The sequence below is a fragment of the Alkaliphilus oremlandii OhILAs genome (assembly GCF_000018325.1).
Lineage (GTDB): Bacteria > Bacillota > Clostridia > Peptostreptococcales > Natronincolaceae > Alkaliphilus_B > Alkaliphilus_B oremlandii.
Map to the genome: position 1 here is coordinate 2,315,816 of NC_009922.1, position 19,950 is coordinate 2,335,765.

At 36.6% G+C, this 19,950-nt stretch carries 20 protein-coding genes and 1 pseudogene; 1 reads left to right on the forward strand and 20 read right to left on the reverse strand.

What is annotated here, in order from left to right; translation table 11 throughout:
• Positions 1–349 precede the first annotated feature (349 nt).
• The 16 genes and pseudogenes from lonB to CLOS_RS16455 all read right to left on the reverse strand — a co-directional run.
• On the reverse strand, positions 350–2,065 hold the full coding sequence (lonB, locus tag CLOS_RS11310) for an ATP-dependent protease LonB (RefSeq protein WP_012160017.1): 1,716 nt from the start codon (positions 2,063–2,065) through the stop codon (positions 350–352).
• A gap of 194 nt (positions 2,066–2,259) precedes the next feature.
• A complete protein-coding gene (gene clpX, locus CLOS_RS11315) occupies positions 2,260–3,540 on the reverse strand; it encodes an ATP-dependent Clp protease ATP-binding subunit ClpX (RefSeq protein WP_012160018.1) in 1,281 nt (426 codons plus the stop codon).
• Positions 3,541–3,564: 24 nt separating this feature from the next.
• Positions 3,565–4,152: an ATP-dependent Clp endopeptidase proteolytic subunit ClpP gene (gene clpP, locus CLOS_RS11320; RefSeq protein WP_012160019.1), complete on the reverse strand. Its 588-nt coding sequence runs from the start codon at positions 4,150–4,152 to the stop codon at positions 3,565–3,567.
• Positions 4,153–4,191: 39 nt separating this feature from the next.
• Positions 4,192–5,478 carry a trigger factor gene (tig, locus tag CLOS_RS11325; RefSeq protein ID WP_012160020.1) on the reverse strand — a complete coding sequence of 429 codons (1,287 nt, stop codon included), beginning with the start codon at positions 5,476–5,478 and terminating at the stop codon, positions 4,192–4,194.
• Between the two features lie 284 nt (positions 5,479–5,762).
• Positions 5,763–5,963 (reverse strand): cold-shock protein, encoded by a 201-nt coding sequence (locus CLOS_RS11330; protein WP_012160021.1) that lies wholly within the window; start codon positions 5,961–5,963, stop codon positions 5,763–5,765.
• Between the two features lie 203 nt (positions 5,964–6,166).
• Positions 6,167–6,328, reverse strand: coding sequence for a DUF1540 domain-containing protein (locus CLOS_RS15670; protein ID WP_012160022.1), 162 nt, complete (start codon positions 6,326–6,328; stop codon positions 6,167–6,169).
• 82 nt (positions 6,329–6,410) lie between these two features.
• The gene (locus CLOS_RS11335; RefSeq protein WP_041719298.1) at positions 6,411–7,139 is read right to left on the reverse strand and encodes a Crp/Fnr family transcriptional regulator; all 729 of its coding nucleotides are present in this window, start codon (positions 7,137–7,139) and stop codon (positions 6,411–6,413) included.
• Between the two features lie 128 nt (positions 7,140–7,267).
• Entirely contained in the window at positions 7,268–8,488 is a 1,221-nt protein-coding gene (locus CLOS_RS11340; protein WP_012160024.1) for an FprA family A-type flavoprotein, read from the reverse strand.
• 141 nt (positions 8,489–8,629) lie between these two features.
• Positions 8,630–9,094, reverse strand: a complete 465-nt coding sequence (locus CLOS_RS11345) for a hypothetical protein (RefSeq protein ID WP_012160025.1) — start codon at positions 9,092–9,094, stop codon at positions 8,630–8,632.
• Between the two features lie 253 nt (positions 9,095–9,347).
• Positions 9,348–10,289 carry a carbamate kinase gene (gene arcC, locus CLOS_RS11350; RefSeq protein WP_012160026.1) on the reverse strand — a complete coding sequence of 314 codons (942 nt, stop codon included), beginning with the start codon at positions 10,287–10,289 and terminating at the stop codon, positions 9,348–9,350.
• Positions 10,290–10,762: 473 nt separating this feature from the next.
• Positions 10,763–11,944, reverse strand: coding sequence for a hypothetical protein (locus tag CLOS_RS11355; RefSeq protein ID WP_012160027.1), 1,182 nt, complete (start codon positions 11,942–11,944; stop codon positions 10,763–10,765).
• Positions 11,931–12,488: an RNA polymerase sigma factor gene (locus tag CLOS_RS11360; RefSeq protein WP_242649572.1), complete on the reverse strand. Its 558-nt coding sequence runs from the start codon at positions 12,486–12,488 to the stop codon at positions 11,931–11,933. The genes CLOS_RS11355 and CLOS_RS11360 overlap by 14 nt, the downstream gene beginning before the upstream one ends.
• Before the next feature lie 192 nt (positions 12,489–12,680).
• A complete protein-coding gene (locus CLOS_RS11365; protein ID WP_041719301.1) occupies positions 12,681–13,034 on the reverse strand; it encodes a hypothetical protein in 354 nt (117 codons plus the stop codon).
• 172 nt (positions 13,035–13,206) lie between these two features.
• Complete coding sequence (locus CLOS_RS11370; RefSeq protein ID WP_012160030.1) at positions 13,207–13,635, reverse strand: YbaK/EbsC family protein; 429 nt, start codon at positions 13,633–13,635, stop codon at positions 13,207–13,209.
• A gap of 227 nt (positions 13,636–13,862) precedes the next feature.
• Positions 13,863–15,050 carry a homoserine dehydrogenase gene (locus tag CLOS_RS11375; protein WP_012160031.1) on the reverse strand — a complete coding sequence of 396 codons (1,188 nt, stop codon included), beginning with the start codon at positions 15,048–15,050 and terminating at the stop codon, positions 13,863–13,865.
• A gap of 22 nt (positions 15,051–15,072) precedes the next feature.
• Positions 15,073–15,213 (reverse strand): annotated as a pseudogene (locus CLOS_RS16455) (Asd/ArgC dimerization domain-containing protein); the annotation flags it as partial.
• Positions 15,214–15,794: 581 nt separating this feature from the next.
• On the opposite strand from CLOS_RS16455, the gene pyrB reads away from it, so the two are divergent.
• A complete protein-coding gene (pyrB, locus tag CLOS_RS11380; protein WP_012160032.1) occupies positions 15,795–16,790 on the forward strand; it encodes an aspartate carbamoyltransferase in 996 nt (331 codons plus the stop codon).
• 2 nt (positions 16,791–16,792) lie between these two features.
• Here the strand turns inward: pyrB and CLOS_RS11385 are convergent, their stop codons facing one another.
• The 4 genes from CLOS_RS11385 to CLOS_RS11400 form a co-directional block, all read right to left on the reverse strand.
• Positions 16,793–17,503 (reverse strand): M48 family metallopeptidase, encoded by a 711-nt coding sequence (locus tag CLOS_RS11385; protein ID WP_012160033.1) that lies wholly within the window; start codon positions 17,501–17,503, stop codon positions 16,793–16,795.
• Positions 17,504–17,681: 178 nt separating this feature from the next.
• The gene (pyrE, locus tag CLOS_RS11390) at positions 17,682–18,263 is read right to left on the reverse strand and encodes an orotate phosphoribosyltransferase (protein ID WP_012160034.1); all 582 of its coding nucleotides are present in this window, start codon (positions 18,261–18,263) and stop codon (positions 17,682–17,684) included.
• A 12-nt stretch (positions 18,264–18,275) separates the two neighbouring features.
• Complete coding sequence (locus CLOS_RS11395) at positions 18,276–19,184, reverse strand: dihydroorotate dehydrogenase (RefSeq protein ID WP_012160035.1); 909 nt, start codon at positions 19,182–19,184, stop codon at positions 18,276–18,278.
• Entirely contained in the window at positions 19,177–19,947 is a 771-nt protein-coding gene (locus CLOS_RS11400) for a dihydroorotate dehydrogenase electron transfer subunit (protein ID WP_012160036.1), read from the reverse strand. Before CLOS_RS11400 ends, CLOS_RS11395 begins: the two co-directional genes overlap by 8 nt.
• Between the last annotated feature and the right edge of the window lie 3 nt (positions 19,948–19,950).

The window sequence follows — 19,950 nt, forward strand, 5'->3', positions numbered from 1 at the left end:
TCACTTTCTTTGGTCGTGCAAATTTGCTGTTCATTGCCTTTGACCTACCATTCATTTATCGCTTCCTTTGGTCGCATAAATTGGGTTATTTCGCAGTCTCGCAACTCAAATTTGTTCACTCCCACTGGTCGTGCAAATTTGCTGTTCATTGCCTTTGACCTACCATTCATTTATCGCTTCCTTTGGTCGCATAAATTGGGTTATTTCGCAGTCTCATTGCACAATTTTATTCTCCCTAGGGTCGATAAAATTGGCATTCGTTGCGTTTGACCTACCATCAATTTATTGCTCCTCTCGTCGCATAAATTGGGTTAGGTCATAAAAAATAGCACTATACAAAAATATAGGGCTATTCTTTCAACTGTGGAGTATCCTTTGCTGGAGGATTACTTCCTAAAGCAGCTACGAAAGGATGTTTTTCAGAAATATTTCCATTGCTCTTACTCTCACGGTTCATGCCTTTATACAATGAAATTTCAATGGCTTCTCTGATCCCTTCAATGGGTATTACTTCAATGCTAAATTCCTTAAATTGCTCTTGATAATTTTCTTTTGGAATGAGAACGCTTCTGCATCCGGCTCTCCTAGCAGCCTCTATTTTCGCTGGAACTCCACCCACCGGTTTGATATTGCCCCTGATGGATACTTCCCCTGTCATAGCAATGGTAGGATCGATGAACTGCTCTGTAATTGCAGAATATATGGCCGTAGCAATTGCAATACCAGCAGATGGACCATCAATTGGAACACCGCCAGGAAAATTTAAATGGATATCATAATCATCGGGACGAACCTCCAAGAATTTTTTCAGCGCTGTCAATACATTCTCCACAGAATTCGAAGCCGTACTTTTTCTTCTCAGAGTCCTCCCTGGTAAATTTGTTTCTTCCTCTTCTACGATTCCAGTGATAATAATTCTTCCATTGCGATTTCCTGGAACCCTTACAGCAGATGCTTCCACTTCAATCATGGTACCTATGTGGGGGCCAAAGACACCCAGCCCATTGACGTAGCCAATGGCAGGTGCTTCTCCCACCCTTTGATCCGCCCTAGGCGCATACTGTCCACTTTCTGCAATCCATTGGATATCCCCTAGCTCAATCTTTCTTCGATTCTGGGTCATAGCCAGCCCACTGGCGATTTGCACTATATTCATTGCTTCTCTACCGCTGGAAGCATATCTTTTGATCTCCTCTAAGGCTCTTTCCTCTATGTCTAATCCGCTCTTTTGGCAGGCTTTCCTTGCGATAATTCCAATTTCCTCTGGAAATAAGGGTCTAAAATAAATTTCAATACATCTGGATCTTAGAGCATCCGGTATGTCCGAAGGTGATTTTGTAGTGGCACCAATCAACCTAAAATCTGCCGGCAATCCATTATTAAAGATTTCATGGATATGGCTTGGTATGTTTTTGTCTTCTGAGCTGTAATAAGAGCTTTCTAAAAAAACCTTCCGATCCTCTAAAACCTTAAGTAGCTTGTTCATTTGGACAGGATGAAGCTCCCCAATTTCATCTAAAAACAAAATGCCACCGTTGGCCTTCGTCACTGCGCCCGGCTTGGGCTGGGGTATTCCTGCCTGTCCTAGTTTGCCTGCCCCCTGATAGATTGGATCATGTACAGAGCCCATTAAAGGGTCTGCAATTCCCCTTTCATCAAACCTTAAAGTGGTGGCATCAATTTCAATAAATTTGGAGCTGAAATTAAATGGCGACTGATGATTTCTTTTGGCTTCCTCCAATATCACCCGTGCTGCCGCAGTCTTTCCTACGCCAGGAGGACCGTAGATAATCACATGCTGCGGATTATTGGTACAAAGCGCCGCTCTTAGTGCTTTAATGCCATCTTCTTGACCAATGATATCTTCTATGGTGCTGGGTCTTACAGATTCCGATAAAGGTGTTGTTAGTGCATTCTCCCTCATTTCTCTCAATCTGTCGATCTCTTTTTTCGATTCTCTTTCCATGGCAATTTTACTAACCTGCTGGTTTTTTAGTAAACTTAAAAAATATAGCCCGATGACCACTGCAAAGAAGAACTGGACTATAAAAAAGATATGGGACAAAGTAAATCCTCCTTTCCTACTTAATGGTAGTATGTGCGCTCCCTTATCTTTTTATAAGGAAAGCTTCTATAAAAGCGTTATAAGGAAGCTTTCCTTGAAACTCATTTATGGTAAAGTTCTTTTTTTAGAAAATCTTTATAAGTAGAACCTTCCTATTCGTTATAAAAAAATCCCAACATCAGTTGGGATTTTTATTAGGATACAGATTCCTCATTTTCTTTTTTATCTAATTTCGGTTTTACATCTTCTTTTAAGAGAATCTTTGGTTCTTTATTTTCAGTAATGGCTTCCGCTGTAATAATCACCTTTTCGATATCGTCTCTCGATGGAATCTCATACATAGTATCCATCATGATGCCTTCAACGATCCCTCTTAATCCTCGAGCACCAGTTTTTCTTTCGATTGCTTTCTTTGCGATGAGTCGAAGTGCTTCCTCTTCAATTTCTAAATGAACACCGTCAATTTCAAACAGTCTCTTATACTGTTTTGTCAGTGCATTTTTAGGTTCTGTCAATATTTTAATGAGGGCTTCTTCATCTAATTGCTCTAAAGTCACTACCACTGGCAATCTACCAACAAACTCAGGAATCAGACCAAACTTTAACAAGTCCTCTGGCTGAATTTGCTTCAATAAGCTTCCCAAATCTAGAACCTGCTTACTTTCAATCTCTGCACCAAATCCCATAGATTTCTTGCTCGTACGCTTTTGAATAATAGAATCGATTCCATCAAAAGCACCACCAACAATGAATAAAATATTGGTTGTATCAATTTGAATGAATTCTTGATGCGGATGCTTTCTACCACCTTGTGGTGGTACACTAGCAACTGTTCCTTCTAATATTTTAAGTAAGGCCTGCTGTACCCCTTCGCCACTGACATCTCTAGTGATGGAAGGATTCTCAGACTTTCGAGCAATTTTATCAACCTCGTCTATATAAATAATTCCCTTTTCAGCTCTTTCAATATCATAGTCCGCTGCCTGAATCAGCTTTAAAAGAATGTTCTCCACATCCTCGCCTACATAACCAGCCTCTGTCAATGAAGTAGCATCTGCTATAGCAAATGGAACATTAATTATTTTAGCTAAGGTTTGTGCTAAAAGTGTCTTACCAGAACCAGTCGGTCCCAGCATTAAGATATTACTTTTTTGTAGTTCAACATCTCCACTTTTAACATCTTCTACATTGATTCGCTTATAGTGATTGTATACTGCTACTGCTAAAGCTTTCTTTGCTTTTTCTTGACCAATAACGTATTGGTCCAATATATCCTTTATTTCACTAGGTTTTGGAAGATCCATTAAATCTAAGTCTATAGATTCGTCAAATTCTTCTTGAATGATTTCTTGACATAATTCTATACATTCGTCACAAATATACACATTTGGACCAGCAATAAGTCTTCTTACCTGGTCTTGGGACTTACCGCAAAAAGAGCATTTTAGCTGCTTCTTTTCATCAAATCTTGACATTTTTACACCTCTTTCAATTTCTGATTATTTCTTTGCGGTAGTAATAACTTCATCGATTATACCATATGCTCTTGCTTCCTCTGCTTCCATAAAGAAATCTCTATCAGTATCTTTCTGTACCTTTTCCAAAGGCTGACCAGTTCTTTCAGCGATAATTTTATTTAAGGTTTCTCTCATCTTTAAAATTCGCTCTGTATGGATACGAATATCCTCTGCTTGGCCTCTCGTTCCACCAAGAGGCTGATGAATCATAATTTCTGCATTTGGCAACGCAAAACGCTTTCCTTTTTGTCCAGCGGTTAGAAGGAAGGCACCCATAGATGCCGCCATACCGATACAGATTGTAGATACATCTGGCTTGATATAGTTCATCGTATCATAGATTGCCATACCAGCGGTAATTGATCCGCCTGGACTATTAATATATAACTGAATATCCTTATCTGGATCTTCAGACTCTAGGAATAAAAGCTGAGCCACAACTAAGCTAGCAGTAGCGTCGTTTACTTCATCGCTTAAAAAAATGATTCTTTCTTTTAATAATCTAGAGTAAATATCGTAAGATCTTTCCCCTCTGTTTGTCTGCTCCACGACCATAGGTACTAATGCCATTTTAAATCTCTCCTTCCAGCTCTTAATTCTATGCGCTTATTATATTAATTTCGCATTTTCTGCTAAGAAATCTACTGTCTTTCTGATAATAATACCCTCTTTAATTGCATTTAAATCTTGTTGTCTTAAGTTTGTTTTTAGTTTTTCTATTTCTTGATTGTACTGCTTCGCCATTTTTTCTAGTTGCTCTTCTAATTCCTCATCTGTTGCCACAATATTTTCCTTTGCTCCGATTTTTTCCAGAATCAATTCGTTTTTAACTGTTTTAACAGCATCTGGTCTCATTTGCTCTCTTAGATCTTCTTCTTTTGTTCCTGTTAATTGAAGATAATATTCTAGATTTAATCCTTGGAATTGTAGACGGTAATCAAAATCTGCTAGCATATTGTCAATTTGTCTATTTACTACCGCACTTGGTATCTCTAACTCAACTTTATTTGCTATAGCCTCTATTACGTCGTTTCTTTGTTCTTGTATGGCTCTATTTTTAGCATCTTCTTCTAAATTCTTTTTGATATCGTTTGTTAATTCTTCTAATGTATCGAATTCTGAAACATCTTTAGCAAATTCATCATCGATTACAGGAACCTCTTTTTCTTTAATTTCGTGGATCTTAACTTCAAAAATCGCCGCCTTACCTGCAAGCTCCTCTGCATGGTATTCTTCTGGGAATGTCACTTGAACTTCAACTTCTTCTCCAATATTTTTACCAACTAATTGCTCTTCAAAACCTGGTATAAATTGTCCAGATCCAATGGTTAGGCTTTGTCTCTCAGCAGTACCGCCTTCAAAAGCTATACCGTCCACCATTCCTTTGTAATCTATAATAACCATATCGCCTTCTTTTACTGCTCTATCTTCTACAGTGATCATTCTAGAATTTTTTTCTGCTAATCCATCTAATTCTCTTTGGATATCCTCTTCCTGTACATTATACTCTTTTTTCTCAACTTCTATACCTACATAGTCCGCAACCTCGAACTCTGGCATAACTTCTACTACGGCTGTAAACACAACGTCTTGACCTGCTACAATATCTTCAAGATCTACTTTTGGATGGTCTACAGGATCGATGTTATGCTCATCTAAAGCAGCCTCATATACTTCTGGGAAAACGATATTGAAAGCTTCCTCATAGAAAACTTCAACACCGTAGAATTTTTCTACAATTTTTCTTGGTGCTTTACCTTTTCTGAATCCTTGAATGTTAAATCTTGACTTCATTTTATTATATGCTTTGTTAATCGCTTCTTCAAACTTTGCTGCCTCTACAACGACCTTTAATGTAACCTCTACATTTTCTCTTTTTATAACCTCTGAACTCATTAAAAATCCTCCTCTATGGCTTTTCTTATATTTTTTATAAACTTTATTTGAAAAATAAACATCCCTTACCATGTAGTAAAAAAAACATCCATATCATCATAGGATGTTTAAAAATATATACTTACGGTCTATCATTATAATACTAACTAATTCAATTCTTATTGTCAACAATATATGATATTTTTATTTAAATTTATCATTATAAATTTACAACAAAAAACCCTGAATAATCAGGGTTTTTCGTGTATTCTATATATATTAAAATATTAATTACTTATATTCTATTATATTCTAGATACGTTAGCAGCTTGAGGTCCTCTAGCACCTGATACTACTTCGAATTCTACTTCTTGACCTTCTTCTAAAGTCTTGAATCCGTCTCCGTTGATTGCTGAGAAATGTACGAATACATCTTCTTCTCCTTGTACTGAGATAAATCCAAATCCTTTTTCGTTGTTAAACCATTTAACTATACCTGTTTTCATTAATTAAATCCTCCAAACATCATATTCTGTAATTACTTACTTTATTATCATACCACCGATATGGACTACTGTCAACAATTAACAGAAACTTTTTTTTATTTTTAACAATAAAAAGCATCCCTTTTTCTAGTAGAGTACATTCACCAGATTCAGGGATACTTTTTTATTATGGTTACTTCATCTTATCATTGAATCTACATTTATTATCTAGAAGGAATAAATGTAGTACATTGTGTCTCATCACTTGTTTTAGATTTCATACTTCCCTGAGGATTCACTTCTATAGAATTCGCATGACAATAGTTGTTCTTGTAAAAATTACAAGTATCTACGCCACATTTTACTTGAATACGATTAACTTCCATAAATACTCCACCTCCTATGATATTAGGATGTGCACTTTTGTTTTTTTTATGCTTTTATTTTGTCACGACTTTTATAATTAGTCTATACATAATCGGATAAGCTTTCTTCATCAACAATGATGACTTTTTTGGCACCGACCAGCTTAATAATTCCTTCCTCTTCAAATTTTTTTAGCTTTCTGCTCATGGTTTCCCTTGCAACGCCTGTATAATTGGACATCTCTTCCCTCGTTAACTTCAGTGAAATTTCAATGCCTTCTGGAACTTTCTTCCCGTACTTTTGCTTTAAATCCAGCAGCAAATAAGCAATCCTAGAGTCTACATCATTGGTGGCTAAATTTTGGGCTAAGGTTTCCACTCTAGATAACCGATCACCTACCACCTCCAAAATTTTCATACCGATTTCTGGCTTTGATAAAATCAGATCTTTCATATTTTCCTTCGTCAATGTACATAGCTTCGTCGGTGTAATCGCCTCTGCATTAAAGTTATAAGTACCTGTTTTAAACAAGTTCAGCTCACCAAAGAAATCACCTTCTGATAAAATATGTAAAATCTGCTCCTTTCCATCCTTTGTGAACTTATATATTTTAATTCTACCTTCATTCACTAGATATAACCTTTTTGCCTCTGACCCTTCCAAAAATATAGTCTCACCCTTATAGTAATCTTTATGACCCGTCATTTCTATAATCTGCAATAGCTCTTTGCTATTGAGATTAGAAAATATAGGAACCTTACTTGCACATAGCCTATTTTGACACCTTTCACAGCATGCTTTCATATGCATATCCCCTTTTTGCTCATTCATACATTCATGATATATATTAATATACCCTGAATGATCCCATTCTATCGTTTTAAGATTTTAAAAAATTGAAAGAAGACTCGCTCTTCCAGCAGGCCTTCTTTCGATACTTATTCGTAATAGATATGATCCTATCCCACCAATAAATCGCCTAGGGTTTGAACCACTTTATTTAATATGATTTCTTCAGCCTCACTAGGCTTAAACTTTATTCGGATTGGAACTTGTATATGGTTCATTCCAGTGGCCTTAATGATGTAGGAGCTATCAACGGCTTTAATGTTCAACTCTTTCAAATAATCATGAATCACCTCTATGGCTTCTCCGCTCCAGCCATAGGAACCGAATGCCACACCAATTTTAGAGGATAAATCGACATTTTTCAATTCCTTCAGAACATTTTCTAAATGGCCTACCAAATCCCCATATCTCGTAGAACTTCCAAAGAAGATCATATCCGATTCCATTACGACTTCTAGGATGGATTCCATATCGCATTTATCAACGTTCACAATTCTTACCTCTATACTTTTTTCTTCCAATGTTTCTGCAATGACCTTAGCAACCTTCGTTGTGTTTCCAGTCATGGTGCTGAATAAGATGGCTGCTTTTTTATTGCCCTTTTCTTGGCTCATTTCATCGTATGCATCGATGTAATTTTCTACATTTTCTCTTAGAATATATCCGTGGGATGGCGCTATCATCTGGATCTCCAATTGTCTCATCTTCTGAATCATGTCTTGTACATAAGGACGATGTGGATGCATAATCAATTGATAGTATACATTGAAATCCTCCATAATATCTTCCTTTGCTAAATCGTTGAATAAATCATAATTTGCAATATGGGTACTGAACTGGTCGCAAGGGTATAGAATTTTATCTTCAATACAATACGTAACCATAGTTTCTTCCGTGTGTAAATATGGTGTTTCAAAGAATTGAAGAGTCTTTCCACCGATATCCAATTTCATACCATCGTGAACAATAATATATTCTCTATGATGAAGCTTAAACATATTTTTCAATTCCTCTGCACCTAAAGCTGTAGTTACTATTTTTGCGTTCTTTGCTTTATTCATCAATGCAGGTAATCCGCCAGCGTGATCCGGCTCTACGTGGTTGATAACCACATAGGCTAATTGTGATAGATCCATAATACGATCTAAGTTTTCAACAAATATTCTTCCAAATTCAATATCTACGGTATCGATTAAAGTAGGCTTTTCTGTATCTAGGAAGTAAGAATTATAGGTTGTACCTTTTTCCAAAATCAATCTGTGAAAGGGTACCTTTCTATCATCGACATACCCTACCCAATAAGAATTTGGTGCTATTTCGTATTTTTTCATATAAATAACCTCCTGAAATTATTTTTCATTGATTAATTAATTTCATTATAGAAGGTTTTGAATTTCCTTAATGTGATTGCAATCAAAATCAAAAAATAAAAAGAAGGATCTTTCACTTTATAGATAAATAATCCTTCGAATTTATTTAATGAACTTTTCTAAGGCTTCAATATGTTTACTTTCAATGGATATTAGTTCCCTTAAAGCTTGATACGGTGGTTTTTCTTCATCTTCAAAGGTTTTTACCAAAATTCCTTGTATGGTAACGATTAGGGCAAAGTAATTTTTTTCAAACGCCATAATATATATCAATAAGTCAGTAGGATTTAAAAATCTCAAATCCCCCTCTAGGTTGTTAAAAATAAGCAGTGTTTTTGAAATTTTATCGTAGGCATCAAAGTCCACTTCCAACCCTTCCATCTCACATAAATCAAGTGTCATTTTTTTATAGTGCGTTATCTGGCGTTGCTCCTCTTTCCCCAGAACACTGATGATTGTTTTTACAGACTGGACAATATTTTCATTCTCTATAGCTCTCAAATAGACGCTATGGGTCCTTTCTTTAATGGCAATCAGCTTATCCAATATATCTAAAATTGTATACATTTAATACAATAACTCCTTTGTGTTTATATAATAATATGTCGGTCCAATGTGTAGCAACTATTAGAAAAGAATTTCTATTATCTTATTGTAGTATGTAACTATTATATCCTGAATGAATATAATTTAAAATATAAACTTCTCCTTTAACCATCATTTTTAGATTCTGATGTTATAAAAGGAGAAGTTTATTTTACTGTAGGATCGCTGTAATAGACAGTCTGATCCATTTCAATATGTATTTTTTAAGATCTATTTAAAATTCATTTGAGATGATAGTTCCACGATGATCCGTAATTGCCTTTGCCGAATTTTCTAAAGAGGTTATGATTGCAGTTCTACCTTCTTTATCCTCAAGGAATTCTAAAGCGGCCAGTACCTTTGGTAGCATTGAACCTTTAGCGAAATGTCCCTCTTCTACATACTGCTTTAGTTCTTTACTGTTAATGCGCTCTAGACTCTTCATGTTTGGCTGATTAAAATTGATAGCAACATAATCTACAGCCGTTAGCACCATCAGAACATCCGCATCTAATACTCTTGCTAGCAACGCTGACGTAGAATCTTTATCGATTACAGCATCGATTCCTTTGTAGGCGTTATCTTCATCAATTACTGGAATACCACCGCCGCCACAGGCAATCACAACATTGCCATGATCTGCTAAAGTCTTAATCGTTTCAAGTTCAATAATTTCTAATGGTTTAGGTGAAGCAATGACTCTTCTATATCCTCTTCCAGAGTCTTCAATAAATGTATAGCCTTTTTCCAACGAAATCGCATCTGCCTGTTCTTTCGTTAAGAAGGACCCAATCGGTTTTGTAGGATTTCGAAATGCTGGATCATCTTTGTCTACAAGAACCTGAGATACTACTGTAGCAACATTTTTATGAATGTTTCGCTTTCTCAATTCATTCTTGATTGCATTTTGTAGATGATAGCCGATATATCCTCCACTAAGAGCTGAGCACTCTGGAAACGGCATTTCTGTTTGTATAGCACCCTTTTCATAGGCAAAGTTTAACCCCTTGTTAATCATCCCTACTTGAGGTCCATTGCCATGTGTAATGATGATATGATTTCCAGTTTCAATTAAATCCACAATTGATTCTGCTGCAACGGATACCAATTCCAACTGCTCTTCTACATTGTCACCAAGGGCATTTCCACCTAATGCAACTACTACTTTTTTTACCATCTTATAGCGCCTCCCATTTTATTAATTTATATTTATATATTATATAAAAAATATATTATAAAACTACGCTTCACTTTCCGTTATAAAGATTAACTAAGTTGCATTTTATTTTTTCTTCATTTATAAAGACTCTTCTTATAATCATAAAGGTTTTTGGTGAGGATAGCAATTGTTTTTAGTATCTATACCCAGTTTTATCCTAGTACATGATATTGTTCTTGAAATATATTATATTATTTTAAGGTAGCATCGTCTATGGTATTTCCTCATCTATTAATAAATAAAGGGTTTGGCAGGGATGCTGGTTCAATATTAAATACTACTATATTCTCCTGCTAGAAAATAAAAGTATATTTAAATGTAACTGTTGGTGCTATTCAATAAATCAAAAATTATCTACTCTATTTGCTTGCTAATCATAAAAACAGAGCAGTCTCCCACTCTGTTAAAAAACATCCTTGATCCATCTAGTGTTATCTTTTATATAGTTTTCCCTCAATAATACCTGCCACATCTCTTGAAAAAACTAAAACATAATTTTCATTTAAATACGCTGTGCTAGAAAATCCAACCTGTTCTTCCTCAAACATGTCATCCACATCTCTTGAAAAAATTACAATGCCCTTTTGATCAAAATAAGAAATATCGGATCGTCCAATTTCAGCATCTTTTAATATGCTCTTCATGGATGGTAAAGCTTTCTCTCTATCAAAGATATAAAGAATCCTTCCGACTTCATTTGGAATAATTTGTTGTACTGATTCTGGAATTAGTACAAAGCCCTCTAGAAAGGATTTCATATCCTCTATTTCTTCATTTATAATGCCTTTATCTGACTTCTCTTGGTTTATTGATAATGTTCGAAGGTACTCTTCTGCTTTTTCATAGTTTCCTTTTGATGGATCTAAAGGTAAATCAAACAAAGCATTCATCCCTTCATAATCTGCATTCCGTTTAATTTCACCAGTCTCTACATTAAAATTATAAGCTTTCATAATATTGAATTCATCCATGACAGCAATATACAGTCCTCTATCTGCAAAAACCTCAATATCATCACATTCCATAATCCGATACATTACTCCGTCTTTTACAAACCAGCTGGCTGCACCATTCATCGTAAAAATATTAAGGTCTTTAGGATGCTGCCCCTTTACAAAAGGAGAAACGATAAATGATATTTCATCGTACAAAGGGTCGAGAGGATCTGGCATTGGCGTCCCATCCACCTGCGAAATAGCAAGTACAGCGTAGGTTCTATCTGGAAAAATTTCTTCTGCAGAATGTTTAAAATCGCTTAATTCTCTTCCAGACACTAATTCCATTAAGCTTACCTTATAATCACCGATATTCTGTGTTTGATTGATAGATAAAGTCCCTTCATTGCCAAAAGCATTTGCAAGGCTCTTATCACCTAAATTTTCTGCAACTTCCTTTGGTGTAAGTAGTTTCCATGCAGCAAATGCTGTAATTGATGTTGTCACTATAAGCATAGCAACTATAGCTACCGCTGATAATCGTTTTTTACTGGTACTTTTCATTCGATCTCTCTCCCTTATTTTGTTTATAACTTTCTGATCTAGGTTATCATCTGGTTTGCTTTTAGAGGAATTCACTTCCCAGAGCAATTGATCTAATTTTTCAAAATCCTTCATATCCATTGACCTCCATATATTCTTTAATCATTTTTCTAGCCTTATGAAGTCTGCTTTTTACGGTTCCACTTGGAATTTTAAGAGCTAAGGCTATGTCTTCAATTGATAATTCAGCATTGTAGTACATATACAAAGGTATCTTCAATTTATCATTCAATGATTCCGAAGCCGTGTCAACGATTGCATACAATTCATTATTTATGGCAGTGCTCTCTGGTGTTTCGATATCAACTAAATGAGGTGAATTATTATCCTGTTGTAATGTTACAATTCTCGCAATTCTATGCCGCCAACCAAACTTTCGTCTTTGATTTCTCCAAATATTTGCTGCAATGGCTATAATAAAACCTTTTGGATTATGATTCATGTCAATCTTATGCCGCAATTCTGTGACCTTTAAAAAAGTTTCTTGATACAAATCATCTGCTTGATGCTTATCCCTTGTTAATTTGAAGCAAAATCCATAAACATCATTGCCATAGGTTTCAATTAAATGCGTTACTTCTTTAATTTCCAACCTTTTATCACCTCCAAGTGTATCCATCTTTACGCTAAAATTTTATATATCGATCGGCCTCTCATCTATATATTGTAATAAGTTCTAATCAGGTTCATATTTTTTATAGAAAATAGAAAAATGCTACTTTTTACATAAATAAAAACAGAGCAGTCTCCCACTCTGTTAAAGTCCTTCTTCAATTAGTAACCCTTTATCCATTTATTTCTTTTCATATAATTAATCAATAAATTTCTCTATATTCTCAATATGACCCTTCTCCTCTTCAATTAATTTGCTCAAGGCCACATAGGGTTTTGTATGTTCATCTTCAAGGGTTCTTACTAGAATTCCCTGAATACGGATTACCATTGCCAAATTATCTTTCTCAAAGTTTAAGGTATATTTGAGTAAGTCATCAATATTTTCTATCTTTATATGAATCATTCTTCGTTTAAAATCAGAGACGATCTTGTGTGCCGTATCATATAATTCAAAATCAATGGCTAAATCATCTTTGCCCTCTAATTCTTTTTTAAGATCTTTGTATATTCTAACGTGCCGAATCTCTTCTCTGGTCAATACACTGGCCATGGCCTTTATAGCCTGAGGAACGGCCTCTGTTTTTACGATGTTATCATAAATTCTATATGAATGCTCTTCGATATCAATAAATTTATCTAACAGATCTAAAATGGTATATATAGTCTTCTACCTCCTACTACTCAATCCTTCATCTTCTCTCTTCCTACAGCAGACTTAATGTTTAACAAACATCTACCCACTCTGCACCTGTAATTTCTTTCATTTCTTCCACACCCATCTTTATGGCAGAGTTTCCACTTCCTGCTGCTGGATAAACGATTTCAAAAGCCTTTAAAGATTCATCCATGTAAATTTCAATATTTTCCGGCAAGCCAAAAGGACAAACACCACCTACAGGATGTCCGGTTGCTTCTAATGTCTCCTCAAAATTCATCATTTTAGCTTTACAACCAAAGGCCTCTTTATACTTTTTATTATCGATTCTAGCTGTTCCACAAGTTACGATCACTATATTTTTATCCTTCAATTTAAAGGCCAATGTCTTTGCAATCATGGCTGGTTCAACACCAATTGCTTGTGCAGCTAAATCTACAGTAGCACTGCTTTCGTCTAAATACATTATTTTATGTGGAAGATTTCGATCATCCAAAAATTTTTGCACCTCTATACAGCTCAATTTTATCCACTCCAAATCCTTATGTAGTTCATATTTTAAATAGTGCTCCTTCAATACTTATACTATATTCTAGCTTTCTTTTCGTAAATTGTCAAAATCTTAGTCCAATTTATAATTCATCCATATTAAAGCAATAAAAAATACATTTAATTTCAGTTCTTTTTATGTGATTTTTACGTTTAAAATAACCCTCTCCTTCTTTATTTAAAAATTCTACCTAGAAAATACTCTTCTTTCTTCAACCCAAATCCTTCAACGAAGTCCATCAACGCCATAAAAGATACTTCCTTTGTAACGATTGCAGTATGCTCCTTTGAAGATATCATTTGATCTGCAACCATATCAAGCTGCTCTAAAAGTTCTTTACGGTTTGGAACCCTGAGATAAAACTTCCCCTGAATCTTATGATTGGCATTTTTCAGCTGTCTTTTTCCTAATGGATTCTTTTTTCGATATGTATTATTTACAACATCCATTACATCAGTTAATACAGCACTTGCCGTTGGCAGCTTACCTGCACCTGGTCCATAGAAATTGATATCACCTACATGATTCCCCTTGATATTGATCGCATTGAAAGCCATATTGACATTTGCTAAGTAAGAATTTTTATGGATGATTGTAGGCTGTACCGTTGCGGTGAATGCATTGCCAAGATTTTTCACCTCACCAACTAATTTCACAGTGGAATTCATCCCTTTTATTTGCTCTATATCAAAGGCTGTGATATTACTGATCCCATTGAGTAAAATATCTTCTTCTAAAATTTTCCCCTGTAATCCTAAGGTGCCTAGTATTCTCAGTTTTCTAAGGGTGTCATGCCCATCTACATCAGCGCTGGGATCAGCCTCTGCATAGCCTAGATCCTGGGCTATTTTTAAGGCACTGGAATAATCCATGCCCTCCTCTACCATCCTACTTAAAATATAGTTACTTGTCCCATTTAAAATCCCTTGAATCTCCAAGACCTCGTTAATTTCCAATTCCTCCTTTAATGGCTTCAGTACAGGGATTCCGCCACCAACACTAGCTTCATATAAAAATGCTACCTCATTGTTTTGTGCAAGCTGGGACAATTCCTCAAAATATTTCGATACAATGGCTTTACTAGCTGTAATTACATGTTTACCGCATTCTAAGGATTTCCTGATATATTCGTAACCCTTTTCCATATCACTGGTAACTTCCACTACAATTTTGATGCTGTTATCATTTAAAATTTCCTCAAAATCTGTACACAAAATCTCTGGCTGAATGTTTACTGCTCTTTTCTTATGAAGGTTGTTCACTAATATTTTCTTTATCTGAATTCCTTTATTCTGCTTTTCTAGTATTTCAACGATGCCAGTGCCTACGGTTCCTAAGCCTAGCAATGCAATATTTACCATTTCATCATCTCCTGTCCATTAATTAATAGTTCCCTATTTGTACTGCATTGGTTGCTGCACCTTTTTTAATATTATCAGCAACTACCCATAGATTCAATCGGGAGTCCACACTAAAATCTCTTCTGATTCTTCCAACATACACCTCGTCACAGCCCTCTGCTTCAGACCCACATACAACCGGATAAGTAGAATAAACTATTTTTTGATTTTAATAGACTACGTTGAAGCTTTACCAGCCGCACATTTTGAATGATGGAGTAGTTTGAATTGGCTATAATCCCATAATGTGCCCATACATCCTCTAGATTTACTGGAATAATAAAGTCTAATTTTTTATGTAATAAAAAAAGCTACCGTCCTTAAGAAAGTGGTTTAAAATTTAAGTAACACTCTTATGTTCAAAGCCTTTGCTTTGTTGGAATTAACACCGTGTATTGCTACCCATTGTCAAGTTTAGCAGGACTAAGTTCTTCCACCACTCTGGATAAAGATCTTTCAAGTATTTAATTATTAATATGTATCTTAATTCATAGCAATATATTGATTAAAAATGATCTTAATAAACTGATCTTAAAAATATATGCTATGCAAATTGACAATCAAATTCATCAGTGCTATAATGTAAAAAATGAATATTTATCGAACTTAGATTACCTTTAAATTAGTCCAGAGAGGCTAAAAAGGGAGTGTGTGGATACTCCCATCAATTATTAAAATCAAATTAATAGCTAGGGAGGTTTTTTTATGCCATTAAAAGGAAAACACTTAATCGATCCAGATCAATTAACATTCAATGAAATTCATGAAATCATCAATTTAGGATTGGATATGGAACAAAATCCAGCAAAATATAGCAAGGTTTGTGAAGGTAAAATTTTAGGTACCATGTTCTTTGAGCCTAGCACAAGAACACGTTTAAGCTTTGAATCTGCAATGCTACGAATGGGTGGAACGGTTTTAGGCTTCTCTGATGTTACCACAAGCTCTGTTACGAAGGGCGAAAGCGTTGCTGACACCATCCGTGTATTAGACGATTATGCAGATATCTTGGTTATGAGACATCCCGTTGCGGGAACCCCTAGGGAAGCTTCACAGTATTCTACGGTTCCAGTGATCAACGGTGGCGATGGTGGTCACCAGCATCCTACACAAACATTAACAGATCTGATTACCATCCAAAAATATCACGGTGAAATCAGAGGGTTAAAGGTTGCATTCTGCGGTGATTTATTATTCGGTAGAACGGTACATTCCCTTTTAAAAACATTGAGCCGTTTTCCTGACATGGAGTTCATCTTAATCTCACCACCGGAGCTTCCTATTCCAGAAGATCTCAAAACCGAAGTTATAGAGAAATACAATGTAAAAATCACAGAAACTGATTCTTTAGAAAAGCATATGGCTGAAATTGATATTCTATATATGACGCGAATTCAAAAGGAAAGGTTTTTAAACCAAGAGGATTACGAAAAACTGAAGGACAGCTATATATTGACCAATAGCCTCCTTGAAAATGCTAAACAGGATCTAATCATCCTACATCCACTGCCAAGGGTCAACGAAATCCATACGGAGGTCGACCGTGACCCTCGTGCAAAATATTTTGAACAAGCAAAAATGGGTGTATATGTGCGAATGGCTTTAATGGCCCTATTACTTGGAAATATTGAAATTGCTGCACCTACATTGACACTGAAGGTAAAAAACGGGACAATTATGACAAAGTTCATCGCTTCATAGGATCAATGAATTTTCCATTCTCCCATCAGATATAGTTTCGGAAGGACGGCTGCCAGTATCATAAAGGTCAGCCGTCTTCCATTGGTAGCTAGAAACTTTTGGCGTTCCTTATAATCCGGTAGAATACTGCCAACACGCCGCCAAAAGGATCGGTCATGGTTCATATGGAGCAAATGGCATAGCTCATGTACAATTACATAGTCGATGGCTTCCAGCGGTGCCATGATTAGTCTATAATTAAAGGCGATTCTTTTATTGGTATTACAGCTTCCCCACTGACTTTTATAGTCGCCAAATTCCACAACCTTCGGCTTTACACCCAGCTGCTCCTGATAGATCTGAATTCGCTGTTCGATGATTTTTTTACACTGAGTCCTATAAAATTTATTTAGATTTCCTTTGAGCGCCTCTTCGCTGAGCCCCTCTGTATCGATTAATTCATGCAGAAAATATTCTTTCCCTAAATACAGAAATTTTCCTTGTTCATCGTAGCTTCTGATTTCCAAACTTTTTTTCAATTTTAAAATTTCCTCTAATTTATCTTGAATCCACTTCTCATTCTGTCTTACAGCATTTATGATGATATCTTCACTTGTATTTTTAGGCGCTTTCACAGTGATACGACCTATGGTATCGATATGAATTGCTAATTTTTTACGCTTCCCAAATTGAATATCAAACTCTATGGTGTTATTCTCTGTTTCTATTCTCATAAAATACCATCCTATGTTCATTATTTTTGTCGTTTGTTTTATTTATTATATCAAACTTCCCTGAAAAGATGATATCAAAAATTTAAAGCAATAGTTCTTTAATTAAAGATGTAAAAAGATGTTGAAGCTTCAAAATACTTATGAAAGCTCAACATCTCCTATGAAATTTTATCTCTTTTTATTTTATTTTTCTGCTTCCAGGCTTTACAAGGTCGATCTTTCCCTCTTTACAAAGCGGGCATTCCTGAGCCTCATAGGATTTTACCTCCGTCGTTAAGGCAGCTCTTAATTTTGTGCCGAAATTGATGGCACCATTGCTTCTATCTACTAATACAGCAACACCTACCACTTCTCCACCCTGCTCCCTTACAACCTCTGCAACCTCAACTACGGAGCCTCCCGTGGTGATCACATCCTCCGCAATTAACACCCTAGTGCCCTCCGGAATAGTGAAGCCTCTTCTTAAAACCATTTTTCCATTCTCTCTCTCTGCAAACAGATTCTTTACCTTCAGCTGTCTTGCCATTTCATAGGCGATGATCACGCCGCCCATGGCAGGTCCGATGACCATATCGATCTTGTCCTCCTTAAATTCCTCAGCCAATCCCTTTGCAAGCTCTTCTGTGAATTCTGGATATTGGAGAATCTGCGCACATTGCATATACTCGTTGCTGTGTCTTCCAGAGGTTAATAAGAAATGTCCCTTTAATAAAACCTTGGATTCCTCCAATATTTCAATCACTCTTTTTTCATTCAACATTTAAATTCCTCCCTATAATTTCCCGATTATTTCATGGATATCCTCAATATTATATTGATCCATATAATCTTCGATGCCCTCTAATACCTCCATGGTTGCTCTTGGGTTCATAAAATTTGCCGTACCTACCGCCACACCTGTAGCACCTGCCAGCATGAACGCGATGGCATCCTCTCCCGTTGCAATGCCACCCATACCGATGATGGGTACCTGAACTGCATTGGCTACTTGGTAAACCATCCGAAGAGCCACCGGCTTTATGGCTGGCCCAGAAAGACCACCCACCACATTGGCCAAAATTGGCTTTCTTCCATGGATATCGATGGCCATACCCAGTAATGTATTGATTAAAGAAATTGCATCTGCCCCACCAGCTACAGCTGCCTTTGCAATTTCTACGATATCCGTAACATTGGGCGTCAGCTTTACGATTAAAGGCTGCCTTGCTACCTTCTTTACTGCTTTTGTAACTTCTTCCACCATGGCAGGGTTCGTTCCAAAGTTTACACCGCCTGCCTTTACATTGGGGCAAGAGATATTCAGCTCTATTAAATCAATGTCTGCATCCCCCAGTTTTTCCGTTACCTTACAATAATCCGCCACAGTTCTGCCTGCAATGTTTACGATGATTTTCGTATCGTACTGTCTTAAAAACTGGATATCGTCTTTAATAAACGCTTCTACCCCTGGGTTTTGAAGTCCCACGCTGTTCAGCATACCACCGTAGGTTTCTGCAATTCGTGGGGTAGGATTACCGCTCCAAGGCTCATTGGCCACGCCTTTCACCACAACGGCTCCCAATTGATTTAAATCCACAAACTCCGAATACTCTCTTCCAGATCCAAAGGTTCCAGAGGCCGTCATGACAGGGTTTTTAAGTTGTATCCCTGCAATATGGACCCCCATGTTCCTTCTAGTCATGCCAAATCACCTCGTTGCTCCAAAATACAGGTCCATCCTTGCAGACCCTTTTGTTCATGACCTGTTTTTTATCCGTACTGGTCTTGCAGGTACAGCCCACACAAGCGCCAATGCCGCAGGCCATCCTCTCTTCCATGGAAACCTGCGCTTTCACACCTTTTTCCTCCGCCCACTGTGCAATAGCCCTCAACATTGGTTTTGGTCCACAGCTATAGACCATATCCACCTTTGGATTTTTCTCCCTCAGAATATCCATCACATTGCCCTTTACACCGTCCATGCCATCCTCTGTAGCCACATAAACCTTGGCACCGATCTTTTCGAATGCTTCAACTAAAATAGGATTCCTTCGAAAGCCTAAATACACCGCCACATTGCCTTGGAGCTGTTTCGCCAATTCCAGTAAAGGCGGTGTACCGATTCCCCCTCCTATGATAATAGGATGTGCACATTCCTCCTGAATCATAAAGCCATTGCCCAAGGGTCCCATCACTTGGATTTCCTCTCCCATTACCATCTGGCTCAGCGCCTTGGTTCCTTTGCCTACAACACTATATACAATGGTCACTGTACCCTCTTCTCTATGAATCTGGCTGATGCTGATCGGTCTTGGTAAGATTCTTCCTGGGACATTGCAATAGATATTTAAAAACTGTCCTGCCTTGGCTATCGCTGCGATTTCTTTAGAGAAAAGTACCATCTCATAAATCTCCGATACAAGTTCTTTATTTTCTAATATTCTTGCTCCATTCATCCGCTTCATCAA

Bases quoted from the DNA above. Each gene is read 5' to 3' on its own strand.
- clpX (WP_012160018.1), bottom strand. From the start codon at position 3,540: ATGTCAAGATTTGATGAAAAGAAGCAGCTAAAATGCTCTTTTTGCGGT.
- clpP (WP_012160019.1), bottom strand. From the start codon at position 4,152: ATGGCATTAGTACCTATGGTCGTGGAGCAGACAAACAGAGGGGAAAGA.
- tig (WP_012160020.1), bottom strand. From the start codon at position 5,478: ATGAGTTCAGAGGTTATAAAAAGAGAAAATGTAGAGGTTACATTAAAG.
- CLOS_RS11330 (WP_012160021.1), bottom strand. From the start codon at position 5,963: ATGAAAACAGGTATAGTTAAATGGTTTAACAACGAAAAAGGATTTGGA.
- CLOS_RS15670 (WP_012160022.1), bottom strand. From the start codon at position 6,328: ATGGAAGTTAATCGTATTCAAGTAAAATGTGGCGTAGATACTTGTAAT.
- CLOS_RS11335 (WP_041719298.1), bottom strand. From the start codon at position 7,139: ATGAATGAGCAAAAAGGGGATATGCATATGAAAGCATGCTGTGAAAGG.
- CLOS_RS11340 (WP_012160024.1), bottom strand. From the start codon at position 8,488: ATGAAAAAATACGAAATAGCACCAAATTCTTATTGGGTAGGGTATGTC.
- CLOS_RS11345 (WP_012160025.1), bottom strand. From the start codon at position 9,094: ATGTATACAATTTTAGATATATTGGATAAGCTGATTGCCATTAAAGAA.
- arcC (WP_012160026.1), bottom strand. From the start codon at position 10,289: ATGGTAAAAAAAGTAGTAGTTGCATTAGGTGGAAATGCCCTTGGTGAC.
- CLOS_RS11355 (WP_012160027.1), bottom strand. From the start codon at position 11,944: ATGAAGGATTTTGAAAAATTAGATCAATTGCTCTGGGAAGTGAATTCC.
- CLOS_RS11360 (WP_242649572.1), bottom strand. From the start codon at position 12,488: ATGGATACACTTGGAGGTGATAAAAGGTTGGAAATTAAAGAAGTAACG.
- CLOS_RS11365 (WP_041719301.1), bottom strand. From the start codon at position 13,034: ATGGCCAGTGTATTGACCAGAGAAGAGATTCGGCACGTTAGAATATAC.
- CLOS_RS11375 (WP_012160031.1), bottom strand. From the start codon at position 15,050: ATGGTAAATATTGCATTGCTAGGCTTAGGAACCGTAGGCACTGGCATC.
- pyrB (WP_012160032.1), top strand. From the start codon at position 15,795: ATGCCATTAAAAGGAAAACACTTAATCGATCCAGATCAATTAACATTC.
- CLOS_RS11385 (WP_012160033.1), bottom strand. From the start codon at position 17,503: ATGAGAATAGAAACAGAGAATAACACCATAGAGTTTGATATTCAATTT.
- pyrE (WP_012160034.1), bottom strand. From the start codon at position 18,263: ATGTTGAATGAAAAAAGAGTGATTGAAATATTGGAGGAATCCAAGGTT.
- CLOS_RS11395 (WP_012160035.1), bottom strand. From the start codon at position 19,184: ATGACTAGAAGGAACATGGGGGTCCATATTGCAGGGATACAACTTAAA.
- CLOS_RS11400 (WP_012160036.1), bottom strand. From the start codon at position 19,947: ATGAAGCGGATGAATGGAGCAAGAATATTAGAAAATAAAGAACTTGTA.